Source organism: Alkalinema pantanalense CENA528, from assembly GCF_050753345.1.
Lineage (GTDB): Bacteria > Cyanobacteriota > Cyanobacteriia > Leptolyngbyales > Leptolyngbyaceae > Alkalinema > Alkalinema pantanalense.
In genome coordinates this window covers 1-18137 of the sequence record NZ_JBLZFX010000003.1, presented here as the reverse complement: position 1 = coordinate 18137, position 18137 = coordinate 1, and the positions used below count along the sequence as shown (strand labels likewise).

The window sequence follows — 18137 nt, the reverse complement described above, 5'->3', positions numbered from 1 at the left end:
CAATCACCCCCTAGAAGATCTCTGGATTGGAAAATCCGTCGGTTGAATCAGTCAACGCTGCGATTAACTGTTCAGCTTTTTCGCAACCAATTGATTGGTTAGTTTGGGATCAGCTTTTCCGCCCGTTTTTTTGAGCACTTGCCCCACAAAGAAGCCCAGCATTTTGGTCTTGCCGCCCTTGTACTGTTCTAATTCGTTAGGGAATGCCGCAATCACTTCATCGATCGCGGATTCAATGACCGATGGATCGGAGATTTGAATTAAGCCTTTTTTCTCGATCAGTGCTTTGGGAGAGCCACCCTCTTGCAGCAGTTCTGGCAGGATATCCTTACCGATCTTGTTGCTAATGGTGCCGCCTTCAATCAGCGTGATCAATTCTGCCAACTCCTGGGGCACAAGCTTAAGATCTGCGATCGTCATCCCTGTGTTGGCGTTCAGGTAAGCGCTGATGTCCCCCATGATCCAGTTGGCCGCAGGTTTGGCCGGAGCCCCTGCCGCAACGGTTTGCTCAAAATAGGTGGTAATTGACTGGTCATCCGTCAACACGCGGGTGTCATAGGGGGAGAGGCCCAATTCCTCCTGGTAACGGTGCCGTTTTTCCACAGGCAGTTCCGGCAGTTGCGATCGCCATTGCTCCCGTTGGGCTTCGGACACTTCGATCGGCCCCAAGTCCGGCTCTGGGAAGTAGCGATAATCACTGGATCCCTCCTTAACACGCATAGTGCGGGTCGTTTGCGATCCCTCATCCCACAACCGTGTTTCTTGGATGATCGGTTCTCCCGCTTCCACCGCTGCGATCTGCCGTTCGATCTCATAGTCGATCGCCCGTTGAATCGCATTGAAGGAGTTCATGTTCTTGATCTCAACCTTGGTACCAAAGGTTTCACGACCTAAGGGACGCACGGAGATATTGACATCACACCGCAGGGAGCCTTCCTGCATGTTGCCATCACTCACGCCGAGATAGCGAACAATCCGCCGGATTTCTTGGGCGTACTCTGCGGCTTCTTGCCCCGATCGAATATCAGGCTCAGATACGATTTCAATCAGCGGGACTCCAGCCCGGTTGTAGTCCACGAGGGAGAAGGTTGATCCCGCGAGTCGATCGCTCCCCCCGTGCACCAACTTGCCCGCATCTTCTTCCATGTGCAGGCGGGTGACGCCAATCTTCTTGCGGGTGGAGGTGCCAGACTTTTTATCGTAAAGTTCAATTTCGACCCAGCCGTGTTCAGCGATTGGGAGATCGTACTGGGAAATTTGATAATTCTTAGGTAGATCGGGATAAAAATATTGTTTACGATCGAACTTACTGTAGGGTGCGATCGTGCAATTCAGAGCCAAGCCTGCTTTGACTGCATATTCCAAAACCTTCTGGTTGAGCACGGGCAACACTCCTGGCAAGCCCATGCACACCGGATCGATGTGGGTATTGGGCGGCGCACCAAACACCGTCGAGCTATCGGAAAAAATCTTCGTTTCCGTGCTCAACTGACAGTGGGTTTCCAGACCAATAATGGCTTCGTATTGAGTCTTCACTGGAGTCGCAGCCGTCATACGTTTTTTGTCCTAATTTCTGACGTTTCCCATTGTAACGCCTCCCTCCGCTTCCCAATCGGTAAAACTCACTCGCTTGATCGGCGATCGCGTCAGGACATCCTTGTGTAGTAACCCTCTATCGCAATTATCGCAATTACACCCGTATAGCAACTACACACAACTCTATTCTGTAGTCCCAATGTAGCGACTATGTAGCGTGTAGTGACTATGTAGCGTTTAGCGACTATCCTGTGGCGACAGGGCGATGATGTAGCTCCGATATAGCTCCAATGTAGCCACTATCATGGAGTAACGGATCGACTATTATGTAGCGATCTGTAGCGACGGCTTTTGTCAGAGGAAATCAGCCATTTTTGAGAATTCTGTTTAGTATGGTTGAAACTGAGTATGGTTGAAACATCACCCAAAAGACAAGGTTCTGTTGGACTGTTGAAATTGAGATCACAGCTCAAGTGGCTACACTCAAACCGATTAGACTGACCAATTAAACTCAATTGGACTCAAAGGACTACTGGACTCAAAGGACTACATCCCTACGGGGGCAGACTCAAGTGGCTGAATTTTAGTAATTTTCCTCCTGTTGTAGCAATGAATCGATTGAAGCAGTGAGCCCTAATGTAAAACGGTGCCGCCTAGTTATGACGCGCCAGTTATGATCCATCACCCTTGTCAAGTGATCCATCACCCTTTTAAATCAACAAATTGTTGGAGTTAACGGATTTCCCATGATTCATTTCGTAATATTTTGAGCAGTAGTAGCATGCTGTATGGAGTCATTGACGCAAAATTGGGGGCACGCCCATTGACTCGGAACGATCGCGTTTATCCTGAAGGCCAGTCTCTCCATCTCTCCCTTGCTGTTCACCCGTTGTTTTTTGACATCTGCTATGGCACCTGATCCTCAGAATCTGGAATCCGGGAATTCCAACCATCCCTCACAACAAAATCTCCCGATCGCGGATGTAGCCTTCACGGAAGCGGTGACTCAAATCGAAGTTTTGGATGACAGTGAGGTGGCGGAAGATGAACCCGATGATATGCCAACGATCGTCTTACCGATGCATCTCTCCAACCTAGACGATGCAGCAAAAACAGATGTGGGGCTCCAACGGGAACACAACGAGGACTACTACGGCATTGCTGCAGAGATTCAACAAATTAAAAAGCCTTCCGGTGGCTCGGTTCAGGCGCAAGGGATTTATATCCTCTGCGATGGAATGGGGGGTCATGCAGGGGGAGAAGTTGCTAGCCAATTGGCAGTAGAGACCTTACAAAATTTTTTCCAAAATTATTGGCGATCCCAGCGCAACAGTAATGCTACGCCCAAAATCCCGCCCAGTCAGGTGATCCGTGAGGGGGTTCTGCTGGCAAACCAAGTGATCTTCGATCGCAATCAGGCGGAGGAGCGCATGGGCAGTGCTCGTATGGGAACCACGTTGGTGATGGCGATCGTAAACAATACCACTGTGGCGGTGGCCCATGTGGGGGATAGCCGTCTCTATCGCTACACCCGCAAAAATGGGCTAGAGCAAGTTACCTGCGACCATGAAGTGGGCCAGCGAGAGATCAAACGCGGTGTGCTCCCAGAACTAGCCTATGCCCGTCCCGATGCCTACCAACTAACCCAAGCCCTAGGACCACGGGACAACGAATTCGTTGAACCCGATATCCATTTTATGGAGATTAACGAAGATACTCTTTTTCTACTGGCGTCCGATGGGTTGACAGATAATCAACTATTGGAAGAGTACCAAAACAATTACGTGGCTCCTCTGATTAGTTCCCAGGCGAATCTCGATCAAGGAGTGCGGGAACTTATAAGTTTAGCCAACGAGTACAACGGCCACGATAACATTACAGCGATCGTCATTCGGGCAAAAGTGCGCCCCAATCTGGAGTCGATCCGGTTCTAAGACGGGTACGGGAAAGCAAAAGGGGGGTACCTTGCAAGCATTGGCAAATTCCAGAAGACGCCAACCGCTTCAACAAGAAACCCCGAGCTTCCGTTAACACTGATCGGGGTGGAATTGTAGTTAACCGATCAGGGTGGAATTGTAGTTAAGGGATGGAATTGCAAGTAGACGGATAAACCTGAGGCAAAGGGGAAATTCCGTTGCCCCACGATCGACCCGCTAGATCAACCTATTCCTCGTCTTCTTCCCAAGTTTCCACTGCCAGAAATTCGCTCACGGGATCCTGCATCGAAAAGTCGAAGGACAGCAACTCCTGTTTCCAGTAAGCCCATTCATCACCATAAAGTAAGGCAATTTTCCACAGGCTATCACTGGGTTTCAACAGCTTCTTGTCCACCAGCGATCGTATTTGTCGCTGGAGCTTTTCCATCGGATAAGCGACTTGTTGAGTAGTCATAAGTTGTTCAAAACTGGATAAATTCTAGAAAATCAGGTCAGCAACCTTCAGCAATGGTGCAACGCCTGGTTCTGGCACAACGATCAGTGATTTCGGTGCTCGGCGTGTATGATACCCTATTTCCGGTAGCAGTAACAGATTAATTGTGCAGGCAATTACAAACCGTCACAGTTTTTCATTACTTATCCACCGATAGGGAACGAATGTTTGCCAGTGAAGATCGTCATGACTCACTGAGTTATCCTTAGCGTAGCGTGTTTATTGCCGATCGTGGTACAGGGTGACAATCTTGGTGACGACCTCTTCAATGGTCATCCCATCTGTGACAATTTCCACGGCATCGATCGCTTGGCAAAGGGGCGCGAGCGATCGAGTGCTGTCCTTGGCATCCCGTTCCGCAATTAACTGCACGAGCTCATCTAAATCGGGAACCGGTTGGCCCATTCGCTTGAGATCCATTTGCCGGCGGCGTGCCCGTTCCGCCACCGTGGCAGTGAGAAAAATTTTGAGTTCCGCGTCGGGAAAGACATGGGTGCCAATATCTCGTCCCTCCAGAACAACGCCCCCCCGTTTACCATATTCCCGCTGTTGCTGGACGAGGGCTTGGCGCACGGCGGTTTGGGCGGCGATCGTGGAGACTTGGCTGGTGACTTCCGGCGTTCGGATCGCTTGGGTCACCTCTTGCCCGTTAATTTCTACCCGATCGTCCGTCAGGGTAATGTGACATTGAAAGACCAATTCGGCGATCGCGGGTTCATCGGTAACGGAAATGCCGGATTGTAGCACTAACCAGGTAATTGCACGATACATGGCTCCGGTGTCCAAATAGAATAATCCCAATGCTTGTGCCACTTGTTTCGTCACGGTGGACTTACCCGCACCCGCAGGGCCGTCGATTGCCACAATGGGCTTACGGGTGCGCAATAATACATTGTCGATTAATCGAGTGTTGCCTAATCGGGCTGCGATCGCCAGTAATCCATTTTCTGCAACTTCTGTCAATGGCGTTAGTGTTGTTGGATCAACTAATTCCACATACTCCGGCTGCAGGTTGGGAGCTGCGGCCAGTTGGGATTTGACGAGGTCTATGAGGCGCGATCGCTGGCGTTCGCCCCGGCGAAATTCCTGTTCTGCGGCCAATAGCCCCTGGGAAAGAACCAAAGCTTCTTGTTTTTCTTCGGCACTCAGATACTGATTTCTAGAACTCAGGGCAAGGCCACTGGCTTCCCGGACGATCGGGCAGGCCACAATTTCTACGGACAGATTCAGATCGACAACCAACCGTTGGATAATGGCTAATTGCTGGGCGTCCTTCTGGCCAAAGTAGGCGCGATCGGGTTGCACTAAATTGAGTAGCTTGGTGACGATGGTTGCTACGCCGTTAAAGTGGCTTGGTCGGGATGCTCCACACAATCCTGTCTGCATTGATACAGGCGGAACAACTTGAGTTACCTCTGCATTGGCCGCAGGAATAATGCCTAATTCTGACGGATGGGGCGCAAAAATCACATCTACCCCAGCGGCGGCGCACAGGGCCTGATCGGCGTCTAGGGTACGGGGGTAGCGATCGAAATCCTCCTGGGGGCCAAATTGCAAAGGATTGACAAAAATCGTGACAACGACCCACTGGTTTTCCTGGCGGGCGCGATCGATCAAGCTCTGGTGTCCGGCATGGAGCGCTCCCATAGTTGGGACCAAACCTACGGTTCCCTCGAGTTTGCGGCATTGGGCTAAGTAACAACGAAGCGCAGCAACGGTCGTAAACAGGCGCACAGGGAACCCCCTCTTCGTAGGATTTTGGTAAGGTGGACGACAAAAAGACCTCTTCAAGTGTATCGGAATGGAGCCAAGGCGCAATTGAGGGCGCGGGGGAGCTCAGTTACATTATGAGAACTCCAAGACTGGGGTATGGGAGAAAAGGGAGAGGAAATTGCTAAGGACTGGAATTAGCACTGGAATTGTCGCTGGAACTAGCAAAGGGGGCCATGGCAGATAGGAGAGCACTGAAAATCGTTGAAAAAGGTGAATGGATGAAGGCACCAGTTCGTTTCAGGCTGAGAAACGTTACAATGGAACATATTACGTTACTGTTCTTTACAGTTGCACCATCATGACCATTGCTTCCCCTGTTGTTACTTTGCCCGGTCACTATTGGTCTTGGCGAGGGTTCAAGATTTACTATGTCAAAGCGGGGGTAGACGCGGGTAAAACCTACGTCGATCGTCCTGCATTGCTCTTGGTACACGGCTTTGGGGCTTCAACGGATCACTGGAAAAAGAATATTGCGGGATTGCAATCGGATTTTGAAGTCTATGCGATCGATCTCCTAGGGTTCGGTCGATCGGACAAGGCAGAAACGCAGTATGGGGGAGACCTTTGGGCGGATCAGCTCTACGATTTTATCCAAACGGTCATTGGTAAACCGACGGTAATTGCGGGGAATTCGATCGGGGGGTATGTGGCACTGGCAACCACTGCTCGCTTTCCCGAGGTGGCGAAGGGGGCTATTTTGTTGAACCCTGCGGGGGGATTTAGTGAAGATCTAAAAAATCGTCCCCAGCCCAGCCCCTTGCAAAAGCTAATCGGTACCACCTTTAAGACGTTTTTGAATCAAGACTGGTTCAGTTGGTTTATTTTCAAATACGTGCAAAATAAAGCATTTATTCGGAAAACCTTGAAGCAGGTCTATGTCAATCAGGCGGAAGTGACCGATGAATTAGTGGAAGATATTTATCGACCTTCCTGCGATCGGGGCGCGGCAAAAGTGTTTGCATTGGTGTTTCGTGCACCGAAGGGAGAATCGAATGACTCCCTATTGCAAAAGCTGACGCAACCGCTGTATTTGCTCTGGGGCGAGCAAGATCCTTGGGTCGGCAATGCCCGTCAGCGAGGTGCTAAATTTAGCAAGTACTATCCCAAGGCCCAGCAGGACTTCATCCCCGCAGGGCACTGTCCCCACGATGATGCACCGGAATTGGTCAATCAAAAAATTCGGGAATGGCTACTGAAAACGTTCTAGATAGCGTTGAGTCATCCTAAACTCCGTTGATTGGGTCAATTGATTGGGGCAATATCAAGGTATCCAGCTGGAATAGCTAATAGCGATCGTAATGATTACTAAGCCCCACTCTGCAAATCCATAGGCTTGAATGCTATTGCAATAGTGCTGATATAGAGATTGGAGTCAATCAATAGATTAAAAGTGAGATCTCGTAGCGAATCAACTTGTGATTGCAACCCATGACGATCTCCCTAAATTCCCCTATCTCCTGTGGAGAGGCTACACCAAGAAAAAAGAAGAACTTTAAAAGAATTTGTCTGAATTTGCCCTTTTTTCTAGTTGAGCGGCACGTAACGTGGGGGAAGGGGGATCGGATTTGTAGCCGTGATTACTCAATTGGGGATGAAAAGCCTAGCGGAATCCTCGGAAATTGATCGTCCATTCCCGCTCTACCCCTCCCAGAGAGTTAGCGTTGGAGGCTAGACTAGGAAAACACTTGGTTATTCTGGGTATCTCTGTGCTGTCTGACTTCCGAATCCCCCTCCTCCTTACCCTGTTCCTCCTTCCCCTCGGCTGTGCTAACAGTCCCAATGCCCAGTCCCTCCAGCAAGCTATCCAAGTCGATCCCCGCCTCACGCCTTCCCCCACTTCCACTCCCACTTCTACGCCTACTTCCACTCCCAGCTCTTCCCCTTCCTCCACGCCTACTCCTACCCCTTCTCCTAGCCCTACTTCTAGCGATCGCTTCACCGACCCCACCCAAGTTCCCAGCCAACTGCAACCCTATCTCAAGGATGTCCTCGACCTAGAAGTCATCTCTCCCAGCGGTAATTTATCTCTGATCAAAAACATTACCCGCCGCGAGTATGCCCATTGGCTGGTTGCCGTTAACAATCGCCTCTATGCCACCACTCCTGCCAAACAAATTCGCCTTGCCACTCCCAACACCCCACCGGCCTTCCAGGATGTGCCCAGCGACGACCCTGGCTTTCCCACGATCCAAGGATTGGCCGAAGCGGGTCTGATTCCCAGTCCTCTCTCCGGTGACAGCACCGCGACCCTGTTCCGTCCCAATGCGGCCCTCACCCGCGAAGAGTTGATTCTCTGGAAAGTTCCGATCGATACCCGCCAAGTATTGCCCAACGCCACGATCGACAGTATCCAGCAGACTTGGGGGTTCCAAGACGCCAACAAAATTGCCCCCAAAGCCCTACGCGCTATCTACATGGACTTCCAAAACAGCGACCAGTCCAACATTCGCCGTGCCTTTGGCTATACGACCCTGTTCCAGCCCAAGCGCTCTGTCACCTATGCTGAAGCGATCGCTGTGCTTTGGTACTTTGGGTTCCAAGGTGATGGCATTTCCGCCAAAGACATCCTTAAGGGGGCCACCCCACCCGGCCCAACACCAACGGCCAGTCCTGCTACCTCACCCTAGATCGAGGAAAATTAACCGTTCTGGCGTTCTTGGGTATGATAAAAGCAGAAATCAGCTGACTTCAATCTGGCTGAGAACCTTCGATCGCTAAATCTAGATCGCTAAATACGATCACTAAACCTAGCGAAACCGCTTTGAGGAGTTCAACGATGAATCACGTCTTTAAACAAATCACTTCGATCGTCCCCGTTCTCGCCAGTAGCCTCGTTTTGGCCGTTACGTTCCAGAGCCAGTCCGCCCAGGCCCAAGCCGCCTATGGCAGCTATGTGGGGGTTGGCCCTGCGATCGGACTGACCAAAGGAGGAAACGGCGAAGAGCGAGAAATTTCTGGTTTAATTGCGGCTCGTTACAAATTCCTCGAAGCGCCGATTTCCATCCGTGCCCAAGGTTTCATCGGGTCTGGCACCGCGATCGTCCCCACCATCTCCTACGATGTGCCCATCAACTGGCAAACCGATGCGTACCTCGGCTTGGGGGCATCCGTTCACCTCGGAGGCAACACACCTGTGGGCAATAAAACGGCCTTCGCGATCCAACCTGGCATTGATTATTCCCTACCCAACAGCAACGTTGTAGTTTTTGGTAATGCGGTGATTGCCTTTGATGCCTACAAGCGTAGTGGTGGTACCGCAGCTTCTATTCAAGGGGGCGTTGGTATCCGCTTCTAGCCCTAGCTAACGGCCTACCGAAATCTTCTTGCTGCTTCGATTAAATCGAATGCTGTTGATTGTTGTTGCGTCCGTGTCATGGCAGTGTTGTGTTTTACGTCAGCGCTGTGTTTTGTGTCAGCGTTATTTTACCTGTGTTGGCTATTGACGCTATCAAACTGTTGCCAGATGCCACATTGCCAAACATCACAATATTGCAAACAATCGCAAAATAGTTGACAGCGCCCCACTTTCCTCCTAGGCTTAGTTTCCATAGCTGAATGCAACCGTGTCGCAAAGTCCCGATTGGCATCAGCTACGACCCCAAAAATTAAGGCGCTACCCAGCGTTGCTGTCAACAACAAAGGGTAGCTAAACCCCAAGCTGAGTAAGGCAGCTAGGCGGTCTGACACGGATTTTAGCATTCGATCGGGCCACCCTACTTGTCCTGCGCAAAAGGGTGGTCTTAATTTTTGGGATTTCCTCCCCATCTACATCCAGGAGAAATCCCATGTTTATTGGCTTTGGCGGTAACGATCGCCCAGAATCCCCGATCGACGATTCCCGCAGACCGTTCCAAATCTACCTCCTCGGTACCCGCGAAGAAATCCAATCCACGATCAACCAATTGCAAGTGGTGCGGTTTTGCGAACGCATTCGCTGGAGTCCCCCGATTCCCGTGCTCGGCTCTGATTGGAAATACATCAGCATGATGGAACGCGATCGAGTTTTGGAGTAAGCGAGATCGATCGGTTGTCCCGAGAATTGTTAAAAACCGGGATTTACTGAAAATCCTGGTTTTTGGGTCGGTGCGATCGCTCACTGGTTGCCCATTATTTTCCCCAACGGTGAAGCCAAGGGAGGATCTGCTGAGCCACGATCGTTCCCGCTTGTACTGCCAGCAGCCCCAACGCCGCACTTCCCAGCCCATAGCCCGCCGCAATGATGAGTCGATCGAGGCGAATTAAATTCACCGTATCCAACCCATAGGTTGAAAACGTAGTATAGGCTCCTAGAAAACCCGTGGTGAGCAATAGCCGCATTTCCGGAGAAACAAACTGTTCATCCAACGCTAAAGTTGCCACTAAACCCATCAAAAAGCAACCACTGACATTAATGATAAAGGTGCCGTAGGGGAAATCAGTCCCAAAACGCTGGGTAAACCATAGAGTTAGATAGTAACGAGCCAAGGCTCCTGCGATCGCACCCAGGGCAATGGCGATCGGGGCACGGAGTTGGGGATCTAGCGTCATTGTATTTTTAGGTCTTTCAAGACGATGGATATAGGTATGATAGTACTGACGATCGAATTCTTGAATTGAATGGAATTCCGATTGAGTCCAGTCATGTTGTTGTTTTAAGTGGGATCTAGGATTTTTCTCTAATGCGTCGCGACTCGATTTTCTACAAACTGTTCCAACAATCGCCCGCATTATTATTTGATCTATTGCCTGAAGCACCCAGTAATGCAGATGCTTATCAATTTGATTCGATCGAGGTCAAGGAAACCAGCTTTCGGATTGATGGGGTGTTTCTACCGCCTGACCCATCCGGTGTTGTGTTTTTCGCAGAAGTGCAATTTCAGCGCGATCCCTTGCTGTATGAACGCTTAGTCTGTGAAGCGGCCTTGTATTTTTACCGCAATCGCGATCACTGCTGGGACTGGAAACTGGTGGCCATTTACCCAGACGCAGCCACAGAACAACCTGGCTGGGAACCTCACCAATATTTGATTGATACTGGTAAATTGACAAGGGTTTACCTAGATCAAGTGCGATCGTGGGAAGACCTTTCGATCGGCATCCAATTGATGATCTTGACGACCTTGGAGGAAACGGCGGCCATTACTGCGGCCAGAACCCTAGTCCATCAAACCCAAGACGACCGTGCGATAATTGAAATAATTTCCACCATCATGGTCTACAAATTCACCAACCTTACCCGTGACGAGGTCGCAGCAATGATTGGAATTACGTTAGAAAATACACCGATCTATCGAAGTATTTTTGCGGAGGGAGAGCAAGCTGGGGCGCGGCAAGGGGAAGCAACCGTAATTCTGAAGCAGCTAAGGCGGCGGTTTGGGGAGCTACCCGAGGCGATCGTGGCGCAGATTTCTAGTTTACCGATCGTGCAGTTAGAAGAGATGGCTGAATTATTGCTGGACTGGCAAACCGTACAGGAGTTAGTAACCTGGTTAGCCCAAGCCCAAGACGACTCCCCAGCCGCACCTTCCTCTGAAGCCCAAGCTGATACACCTGACATACCAGAGTAATCTTCGGGCCAACGATCGTGCTTGCCAATGGATTGCAATTCGATTGACTGTAACTATTGCAAACTCTTAATTTTTACGATCGTCCCCCCCAAACCGCAAAACACAGGTTGAAATGTAGAAAGAAGACCTGTGCAGAGGATAACGGTATGCGAGCAGTATTGATGGCTGGAGGGTCAGGAACTCGGCTACGCCCCCTCACCTGTGATTTGCCCAAACCCATGGTGCCGATCCTGAATCGCCCGATCGCTGAGCACATCGTGAATCTGCTCAAACACTACGGTATTACTGAAATCATCGTCACCCTGCACTATCTGCCTGACCTACTGCGCGATTACTTCCAGGATGGCAGTGATTTTGGTGTGCAGATGATTTATGCCGTCGAAGAAGATAAACCCCTGGGGACGGCAGGTTGCGTCAAAAATATTTCAGAGTTGCTGGACGAAACCTTCATTGTCATTAGTGGTGATAGCGTTACAGACTTTGATCTCAAGGCCGCGATCGCCTATCACAAGCAGCGGCAGGCGAAAGCAACGCTAGTGCTAACCCATGTGCCTAATCCTTTGGAATTTGGCGTGGTGATCACCGATGAAACGGGCCGCATCCGTCGCTTTTTGGAAAAGCCATCCACGAGTGAAATTTTTTCCGACACCGTCAACACTGGAATTTATATCCTGGAACCGGAGGTTTTAGATTATTTACCCGCAGATTCCGAAGCCGACTTCTCCAAGGATCTCTTTCCGCTGCTTTTGGAAAAAGATGAACTGATGTATGGCTATGTGGCGGATGGGTATTGGTGTGATGTGGGCCACTTGGATGCTTACCGAGAAGCGCAATACGCAGCCCTGTCCCAACAGGTTAAACTGCACATCGACTACACCTGTCGATCGCCGGGAATTTGGGTGGGAGAGGATACTTGGATTGATCCCAGTGCGCGGCTAGAGGCTCCCGTCCTGATTGGTAATAACTGTCGCATTGGGGCACGGGTTTATGTGGAAGCAGGCACGATCGTCGGGGATAACGTCATTGTGGGATCAGATGCAGATCTCAAGCGACCCATCATTTGGAATGGGTCAGTGATTGGGGAAGAAGCCCATTTACGAGCCTGTGTCTTGGCGCGGGGCGTGCGGGTGGCCCGTCGTGCCCATGTACTGGAAGGGTCGATCGTTGGCCCCCTCTGCACGATCGGGGAAGAAGCCAAAATCAGCCCCAATATCCGCATTTGGCCGAGTAAAGATGTGGAACCGGGGGCTACGCTCAACAGTAACCTGATTTGGGGCTATACGGCCCACCGTAACTTATTTGGGCAGCGGGGGGTGGCGGGCATTGCCAATGTGGATATCATTCCGGAATTTGCGGTGAAATTGGGTGCGGCCTACGGGTCTACCCTGAAGCCCGGAGCCCAGGTGACGGTTTCGCGGGATCAGCGCAGCATTTCCTGGATGGTCTCCCGATCGCTGATTGCAGGCTTAATGTCCGTAGGAATTAATGTCCAAAATTTAGAAGCGACAGCGATTCCCGTTTCCCGATCGGTGGTGCCCATCCTGGGCGTGGCGGGGGGCATTCATGTGCGGTTTGATCCCGAGCGATCGAACTACATCTTGATTGAATTTCTCGACGATAAGGGCATCAATATTTCCAAAGCCATGGAAAAGAAAATTGAAGGTGCTTTTTTCAAGGAAGATTTTCGCCGCGCATCGATTACGGAAATTGGTAATGTCGTGGAAATGAACCATGCATTGGATATCTACAGCCGTGTCTTTTCCCAAAATCTCAATGTGCAGGTTCTGCAACAGAGTGGCGGCAAAGTGGTGATTGACTATGCCTATGCTGTCTCGGGGGCGGTTCTGCCGCAGTTGTTAGCCAAGTTTGGCTGTGATGCCGTCGTGCTCAATGCAAGTTTGACCCAAAATGCGCCCACCCAGGCCGATCGGGAAACCTTGCTCAACCAACTCGGCCATGTGGTGGAAGCGTTGCGAGCCACCTTTGGGGTGCAGGTTTCCGCCAATGGGGAATTATTGGTGCTAGTCGATGAAACGGGCAGTCCCATTCGTGGAGAAACGCTAACGGCTTTGGTGGTGGAATTGATGTTAAATGCCTATCCCCGCAGTGCCGTCGTGGTTCCGGTGCAAACCTCCAGCGCGATCGAAGAGATTGCCCGTCGCCATGATGCCCAAGTCATTCGCACCAAAGCTAATCCAACAGCCTTAATGGAAGCTTGCTATAACAATTCCAACGTTGTTTTGGGCGGCAGTGGCGATATGGGTTTTATTTTCCCGCAACTCCATCCTGGCTTTGATGCAATGTTTTGCATTGCCAAACTCATTGAATTGCTGACCATGCAGGAACGGACGCTGGGAGAAATTCGGGCCTCTTGCCCCCGCATTACCCACAAAACCTATACTGTGCGTTGTCCCTGGGGCATGAAAGGGGCATTAATGCGGCATTTGGTGGAAACCCATGCCAACGATGATTTGGAATTAATCGATGGCGTCAAGATTTTCAATAACCAGCATGATAGTTGGGTGCTGGTGCTGCCGGATGCCAGCGAACCACAAATTCATATCTGTGCCAATGGACGCGATCGAGCTTGGGTGGATGAAACGCTGCGGGAATACCGCTTGCAGGTTCAGGAATTTGTAATTCAACAACAGGGCATTGAAGAAAGCAAACAAATGGTATAGCCAACCAATTACAAAAGCTGCACAAGGACATTCAACCTTTCAGTAGTTGGTCGATCGTGGTTTGTAGACAGTCATATTCGGCACAATCCCACCTCAAGACTCTAGGACCCATTAAAAATCTGCTATGTCTCCCCCTGTATATTCCCAGCGCTTTACCCTACTTGCTACCACGTTGTTGACCCTTGTGTTAGGGGTCAGCATCATCAGTTGTTCCCACGCGGCTCCGGTTCGATCGCGACCCGATGCCCCCTCTAGTTCGCCGACTCGTTCGATTGAGGGGCCGCCTAGCTCCACTGCCCCATCCGCTCGACCCATCGCTCCCAAACCTGTGAACCCTCAACTTATCGCTGCCAACACGCGCTTTGGCTTCAACCTGTTAGCCGCAGTGCGACAATCGGATCGATCTCGCAATGTCTTTATTTCGCCCTCCAGTGTGGCGATTTCGCTGTCGATGCTGTACAACGGAGCCGCTGGGGAAACGCAGAAGGCGATGTCAGAAGCATTGCAATTACAAGACTTAAGCCTTGATGCCGTAAACGCGGCCAATGAAACGTTGAAAACCAGATTGGAATCGGATAATGCTAAGGTCAAACTCACGATCGCGAATTCTCTGTGGGCTAAGCAAGGGATCTCATTCAACAATGAATTTCTGAGTCGCAATCAGAAGTTTTATCAAGCGAAGGTTTCGTCACTGAATTTCGCCGATCCCAAGTCTCCCCAAGTAATCAATAACTGGGTCAAGCGAAACACCAATGGACGGATTGAGAAAATTGTCGATCGGCTCAACCCTGAAGATGTGTTGTATTTGATTAATGCAATCTACTTCAAAGGCAATTGGGAAAAACCCTTCGACAAACAACAGACCCGCGAACAACCTTTTCAGCTAGCCAACGGCCAACCCAAAAAGCATCCTATGATGCAACAGTTTGGCAAATATCCCTACTACGAAACCAATGATTTCCAAGCAATCAGCCTACCCTACAGCGATCGACATTTGAGCCTTTATGTCTTTTTGCCTAAGCAGGGTAAAATGCTAGATACCTGGGCTGAAAGCCTGACGGCTGAGAATTGGGAACGCTGGCGACAACAGTTTAGCAAACGGGATGGGGAAATCGTTTTGCCTCGTTTCAAATTGGAGTATTCCACAGAACTCAAGGATGCCCTCACCGCGCTGGGCATGAAACCTGCCTTTATTCCTGGAGTGGCCGATTTTAGCAATCTGAGCGATCGTTCCACCTTCATCGGCCAAGTCAAACATAAGACTTTTGTGGAAGTGAATGAAGAAGGAACGGAAGCAGCGGGTGTTACCTCGATCGGTATTGGAACAACCTCAATTCCCAAAAATCCACCGTTTCAAATAGTGGTCGATCGACCATTCTTCTGTATGTTGTATGACCAACAAACGGAAACGATTTTATTTATGGGAACGATCGTCGATCCCAGCCAATAAACTCTAGGATGTTGGGCAGGTGACCGATCGCAGTGCTGTATAATTATTCGTCTTAATGCTATAGCCGTTGCAGTTGCCAGAATTGCTCATCTGCTGCATTAGTGACCCGATCGATCTGCCAATTGCGCCAGATCCAAGGGCTATTCTTTTGGTCAATTGTAGCGGGATCTAACTGCACTAACTGAGCCAGTTCGATCGAGGTGATCAGGTAACAGCGATCGGCGATTTCATCGGCCATTTGCAGCATTTCCAAGCGCACTTTGAGATCCATAGACTGCCCCGTCGCCAGACTGACAGCATTCATCGTTGGCCAAGCGGCGGGAGATTCGGATAATTTGAAAGACGGTGCCGCATTCTCCGGCGAAGACTCAGGAGAGGGTGCAGGCTCAGTCAATGCAGTAATTGTGAGTTGGCTGACCGATGCTTCCGGAGAACTGGCTTCTTGTTGCTGCGGTTTTGCCTGACTCACGTCTGCTGGACTCGCTTCTGCCTGACTTGCTTCTGCATCCGTCCGATCGAGGCTACGTTGCTGCAAATACAGATTTCTTCCTTGGGAAAAAGCCCGTGCAATTTCATCACACCGCTCATTGCCCGGATCCCCCGAATGCCCCCGCACATACTGCCATTCCACTTGAGGCGAGTTGAGTCGATCGAGGGCTTCCCAGAGATCTTGATTCAGTACAGGCTTGCCCGTCGCTGTTTTCCAGCCTTTGCGCTTCCAGCCTGCTAGCCATTGGGTCACGCCTTTGCGGAGATATTCGCTATCGGTGTAGAGCACGATCGGCGTTGTTTGTCCCGACGCTGCAAAAAATTCCAAGGCAGAAACAGCCGCTTGCATTTCCATACGGTTATTGGTGGTCTGAGGATCGCCCCCGCCCAATTCGTGAACCATGCCATCGGCGAAGTAAATAACCGTTCCCCAACCGCCGGGGCCAGGATTACCAGCACAAGCCCCATCTGTGTAAATTCGCTCAATTTTGCTGGATGCCATAGCCTACCTTCAATCCGGAACTTGATTCATTGAACGATCGACCATAGGTCGCGATCGTCTCGAACACCTGAACTATTATGCCGGATTCTGTCCCCAGTCGCTGTAGCCAACAGTATGACTGCATCAAAAAATCAGCATCCCCAGGTCTGCCCCAAGGATGCCGACTGTCAAGTAATCATGTTTGACAGGTTATTTGACAGATTGTTATGGACTAGTTTTTATTTACTAGCAGGTTCCACTGAGGGGGCTGCTTCGATCGCCACGGTTTCGCCTGTGTTTCCAAAGGCAACTCGGAGAAAGGGCGGCGCTAGGAACGTGGTCAAAATTACCATGATGATAATGGAGACTTCCAACGGCTTATCCAAAATGCCACTGGCCGAACCAATGCCAGCAAAGACTAAGCCCACTTCCCCCCGAGGAATCATGCCAACCCCGATCGCGAGGCGATTAATGCCCGGTTGACCAAACACGGCCCAACCTGTAACCAGCTTGCCGACGATCGCCACTGCCACTAAAAAGACTGCAATCAACAGCCCTGCCCGGTTTTCGGGGATAGCCGGATTCAGCACCGTCAAATCAGCGCGTGCCCCCACCGTCACAAAGAAAATCGGCACTAGCAAATCGGCGATCGGCTTGATCAGTTCATCTAGCTCATTCCGGGCATCGGTTTCATCCAGCACCAAACCCGCTGCAAAGGCTCCTAAAATTGCCTCAAGATGAATCGCATTCCCTAAAAATGCCATAAAAAAGGCAAAGATAAACGCTGGAATGACAACGTTTCCACGGGTTTTGAATTTCTCAACGATCGCGACAAAACTCTTGTTGAAAATGCCCCCCAAGGCAATGGAGCCAAACAGGAAGGCCGTCGCACCCACAATCAAATAAATTACATTTGCAATATCAATTTCACCCGTTTTTGCCAAGCTAGCAACCACGGCTAAAACGATAATGCCCAACACATCGTCAATGACTGCTGCACCAACGATAATTTGACCTTCCTTCGATTTAAGCTGACCTAGCTCAGACAAAACTTTAGAGGTAATGCCGATACTGGTCGCAGTTAACGCTGCCCCCGCAAAAATCGCTGGAATTGCTGCCACATGAAACAGTAACATAGCCCCTGCGGTACCGGCTGCGAAAGGCACCGCAACCCCCACAAAGGCAACCACCGTCGCTTGAATCCCCACTTCCTTGAGTTGCCGCAGGTCAGACTCTAGACCAATTTCAAACAACAGAATAATGACACCAATTTCAGCGAGCACTGAAATGATTTCACTTTGCGACTCAAAGATGCGCGTTACGGCATCCGGTGTTAGTGAGTTTAATCCCTGCAAAGCAGTCACGATCAGCGAGTCAGAGGCCGCTAATCCACCCTCGGGAAAAATGACTAGGTGCAATGCCGACACGCCGACAATCACCCCTGCAACCAGTTCCCCCAAGACTGGCGGAAAATCAAAGCGTCTAGCAGCTTCTGCGCCTAGTTTACTGGCGAGATAAATCACCACTAGCGTCAGCAACACGCCAGATAGAACAATCGGTGAATCCTCTGCTTCAACAACGGCGAGTAGGGGCCAAGGTGGCATCAAGGAGGCAATGCCAAGATTGCAATGGGAAAGAAAACTGTTCAATATCATGGTCTAACGGTGATCAGGGCAATGATGAATAGTAGACGTGTTGGGAAATAATGGATAATGTGAAGCAGTAGCCCAGAGCCTTCTCATGCTGAATCT

At 50.4% G+C, this 18137-nt stretch carries 16 protein-coding genes; 9 read left to right on the top strand and 7 right to left on the bottom strand.

Translation table 11 applies throughout. The features are described from left to right. Positions 1 to 63: 63 nt before the first annotated feature. The gene (gene gatB / locus ACN4EG_RS01395) at positions 64 to 1554 is read right to left on the bottom strand and encodes an Asp-tRNA(Asn)/Glu-tRNA(Gln) amidotransferase subunit GatB (RefSeq protein WP_431627365.1); all 1491 of its coding nucleotides are present in this window, start codon (positions 1552 to 1554) and stop codon (positions 64 to 66) included. Positions 1555 to 2317: 763 nt separating this feature from the next. On the opposite strand from gatB, the gene ACN4EG_RS01390 reads away from it, so the two are divergent. Together ACN4EG_RS01390 and ACN4EG_RS01385 are read left to right on the top strand one after the other, a co-directional pair. Then, the gene (locus ACN4EG_RS01390) at positions 2318 to 2455 is read left to right on the top strand and encodes a hypothetical protein (RefSeq protein WP_431627364.1); all 138 of its coding nucleotides are present in this window, start codon (positions 2318 to 2320) and stop codon (positions 2453 to 2455) included. Then, the gene (locus ACN4EG_RS01385; RefSeq protein ID WP_431627363.1) at positions 2445 to 3470 is read left to right on the top strand and encodes a serine/threonine phosphatase; all 1026 of its coding nucleotides are present in this window, start codon (positions 2445 to 2447) and stop codon (positions 3468 to 3470) included. Before ACN4EG_RS01390 ends, ACN4EG_RS01385 begins: the two co-directional genes overlap by 11 nt. Positions 3471 to 3699: 229 nt before the next feature. Here the strand turns inward: ACN4EG_RS01385 and ACN4EG_RS01380 are convergent, their stop codons facing one another. Continuing rightward, a complete protein-coding gene (locus ACN4EG_RS01380) occupies positions 3700 to 3927 on the bottom strand; it encodes a DUF4327 family protein (protein WP_431627362.1) in 228 nt (75 codons plus the stop codon). A 258-nt stretch (positions 3928 to 4185) separates the two neighbouring features. Continuing rightward, on the bottom strand, positions 4186 to 5700 hold the full coding sequence (locus ACN4EG_RS01375) for a bifunctional pantoate--beta-alanine ligase/(d)CMP kinase (protein ID WP_431627361.1): 1515 nt from the start codon (positions 5698 to 5700) through the stop codon (positions 4186 to 4188). A 337-nt stretch (positions 5701 to 6037) separates the two neighbouring features. On the opposite strand from ACN4EG_RS01375, the gene ACN4EG_RS01370 reads away from it, so the two are divergent. From ACN4EG_RS01370 to ACN4EG_RS01355, 4 genes are all read left to right on the top strand, one after another. Further along, entirely contained in the window at positions 6038 to 6946 is a 909-nt protein-coding gene (locus tag ACN4EG_RS01370; RefSeq protein WP_431627360.1) for an alpha/beta fold hydrolase, read from the top strand. A 499-nt stretch (positions 6947 to 7445) separates the two neighbouring features. Continuing rightward, entirely contained in the window at positions 7446 to 8366 is a 921-nt protein-coding gene (locus ACN4EG_RS01365) for an S-layer homology domain-containing protein (RefSeq protein ID WP_431627359.1), read from the top strand. A gap of 149 nt (positions 8367 to 8515) precedes the next feature. Continuing rightward, on the top strand, positions 8516 to 9034 hold the full coding sequence (locus ACN4EG_RS01360; RefSeq protein WP_431627358.1) for a hypothetical protein: 519 nt from the start codon (positions 8516 to 8518) through the stop codon (positions 9032 to 9034). Positions 9035 to 9524: 490 nt separating this feature from the next. After that, positions 9525 to 9752 (top strand): hypothetical protein, encoded by a 228-nt coding sequence (locus ACN4EG_RS01355; protein ID WP_431627357.1) that lies wholly within the window; start codon positions 9525 to 9527, stop codon positions 9750 to 9752. Positions 9753 to 9846: 94 nt separating this feature from the next. Here ACN4EG_RS01355 and crcB read toward each other — a convergent pair whose 3' ends face one another. Beyond that, positions 9847 to 10266: a fluoride efflux transporter CrcB gene (gene crcB, locus ACN4EG_RS01350; protein WP_431627356.1), complete on the bottom strand. Its 420-nt coding sequence runs from the start codon at positions 10264 to 10266 to the stop codon at positions 9847 to 9849. 131 nt (positions 10267 to 10397) lie between these two features. On the opposite strand from crcB, the gene ACN4EG_RS01345 reads away from it, so the two are divergent. The 3 genes from ACN4EG_RS01345 (at position 10398) to ACN4EG_RS01335 (ending at position 15416) form a co-directional block, all read left to right on the top strand. Further along, positions 10398 to 11285, top strand: a complete 888-nt coding sequence (locus ACN4EG_RS01345; protein ID WP_431627355.1) for an Rpn family recombination-promoting nuclease/putative transposase — start codon at positions 10398 to 10400, stop codon at positions 11283 to 11285. Positions 11286 to 11431: 146 nt separating this feature from the next. After that, positions 11432 to 13966 carry a sugar phosphate nucleotidyltransferase gene (locus ACN4EG_RS01340; protein ID WP_431627354.1) on the top strand — a complete coding sequence of 845 codons (2535 nt, stop codon included), beginning with the start codon at positions 11432 to 11434 and terminating at the stop codon, positions 13964 to 13966. Between the two features lie 124 nt (positions 13967 to 14090). Continuing rightward, positions 14091 to 15416 (top strand): serpin family protein, encoded by a 1326-nt coding sequence (locus tag ACN4EG_RS01335; protein ID WP_431627353.1) that lies wholly within the window; start codon positions 14091 to 14093, stop codon positions 15414 to 15416. A 58-nt stretch (positions 15417 to 15474) separates the two neighbouring features. Here ACN4EG_RS01335 and rnhA read toward each other — a convergent pair whose 3' ends face one another. From rnhA to ACN4EG_RS01320, 3 genes are all read right to left on the bottom strand, one after another. Beyond that, on the bottom strand, positions 15475 to 16407 hold the full coding sequence (gene rnhA / locus ACN4EG_RS01330; RefSeq protein ID WP_431627352.1) for a ribonuclease HI: 933 nt from the start codon (positions 16405 to 16407) through the stop codon (positions 15475 to 15477). Beyond that, positions 16388 to 16531 (bottom strand): hypothetical protein, encoded by a 144-nt coding sequence (locus tag ACN4EG_RS01325; protein ID WP_431627351.1) that lies wholly within the window; start codon positions 16529 to 16531, stop codon positions 16388 to 16390. Before ACN4EG_RS01325 ends, rnhA begins: the two co-directional genes overlap by 20 nt. A gap of 94 nt (positions 16532 to 16625) precedes the next feature. Beyond that, the gene (locus ACN4EG_RS01320; RefSeq protein ID WP_431627350.1) at positions 16626 to 18041 is read right to left on the bottom strand and encodes a cation:proton antiporter; all 1416 of its coding nucleotides are present in this window, start codon (positions 18039 to 18041) and stop codon (positions 16626 to 16628) included. Positions 18042 to 18137 lie beyond the last annotated feature (96 nt).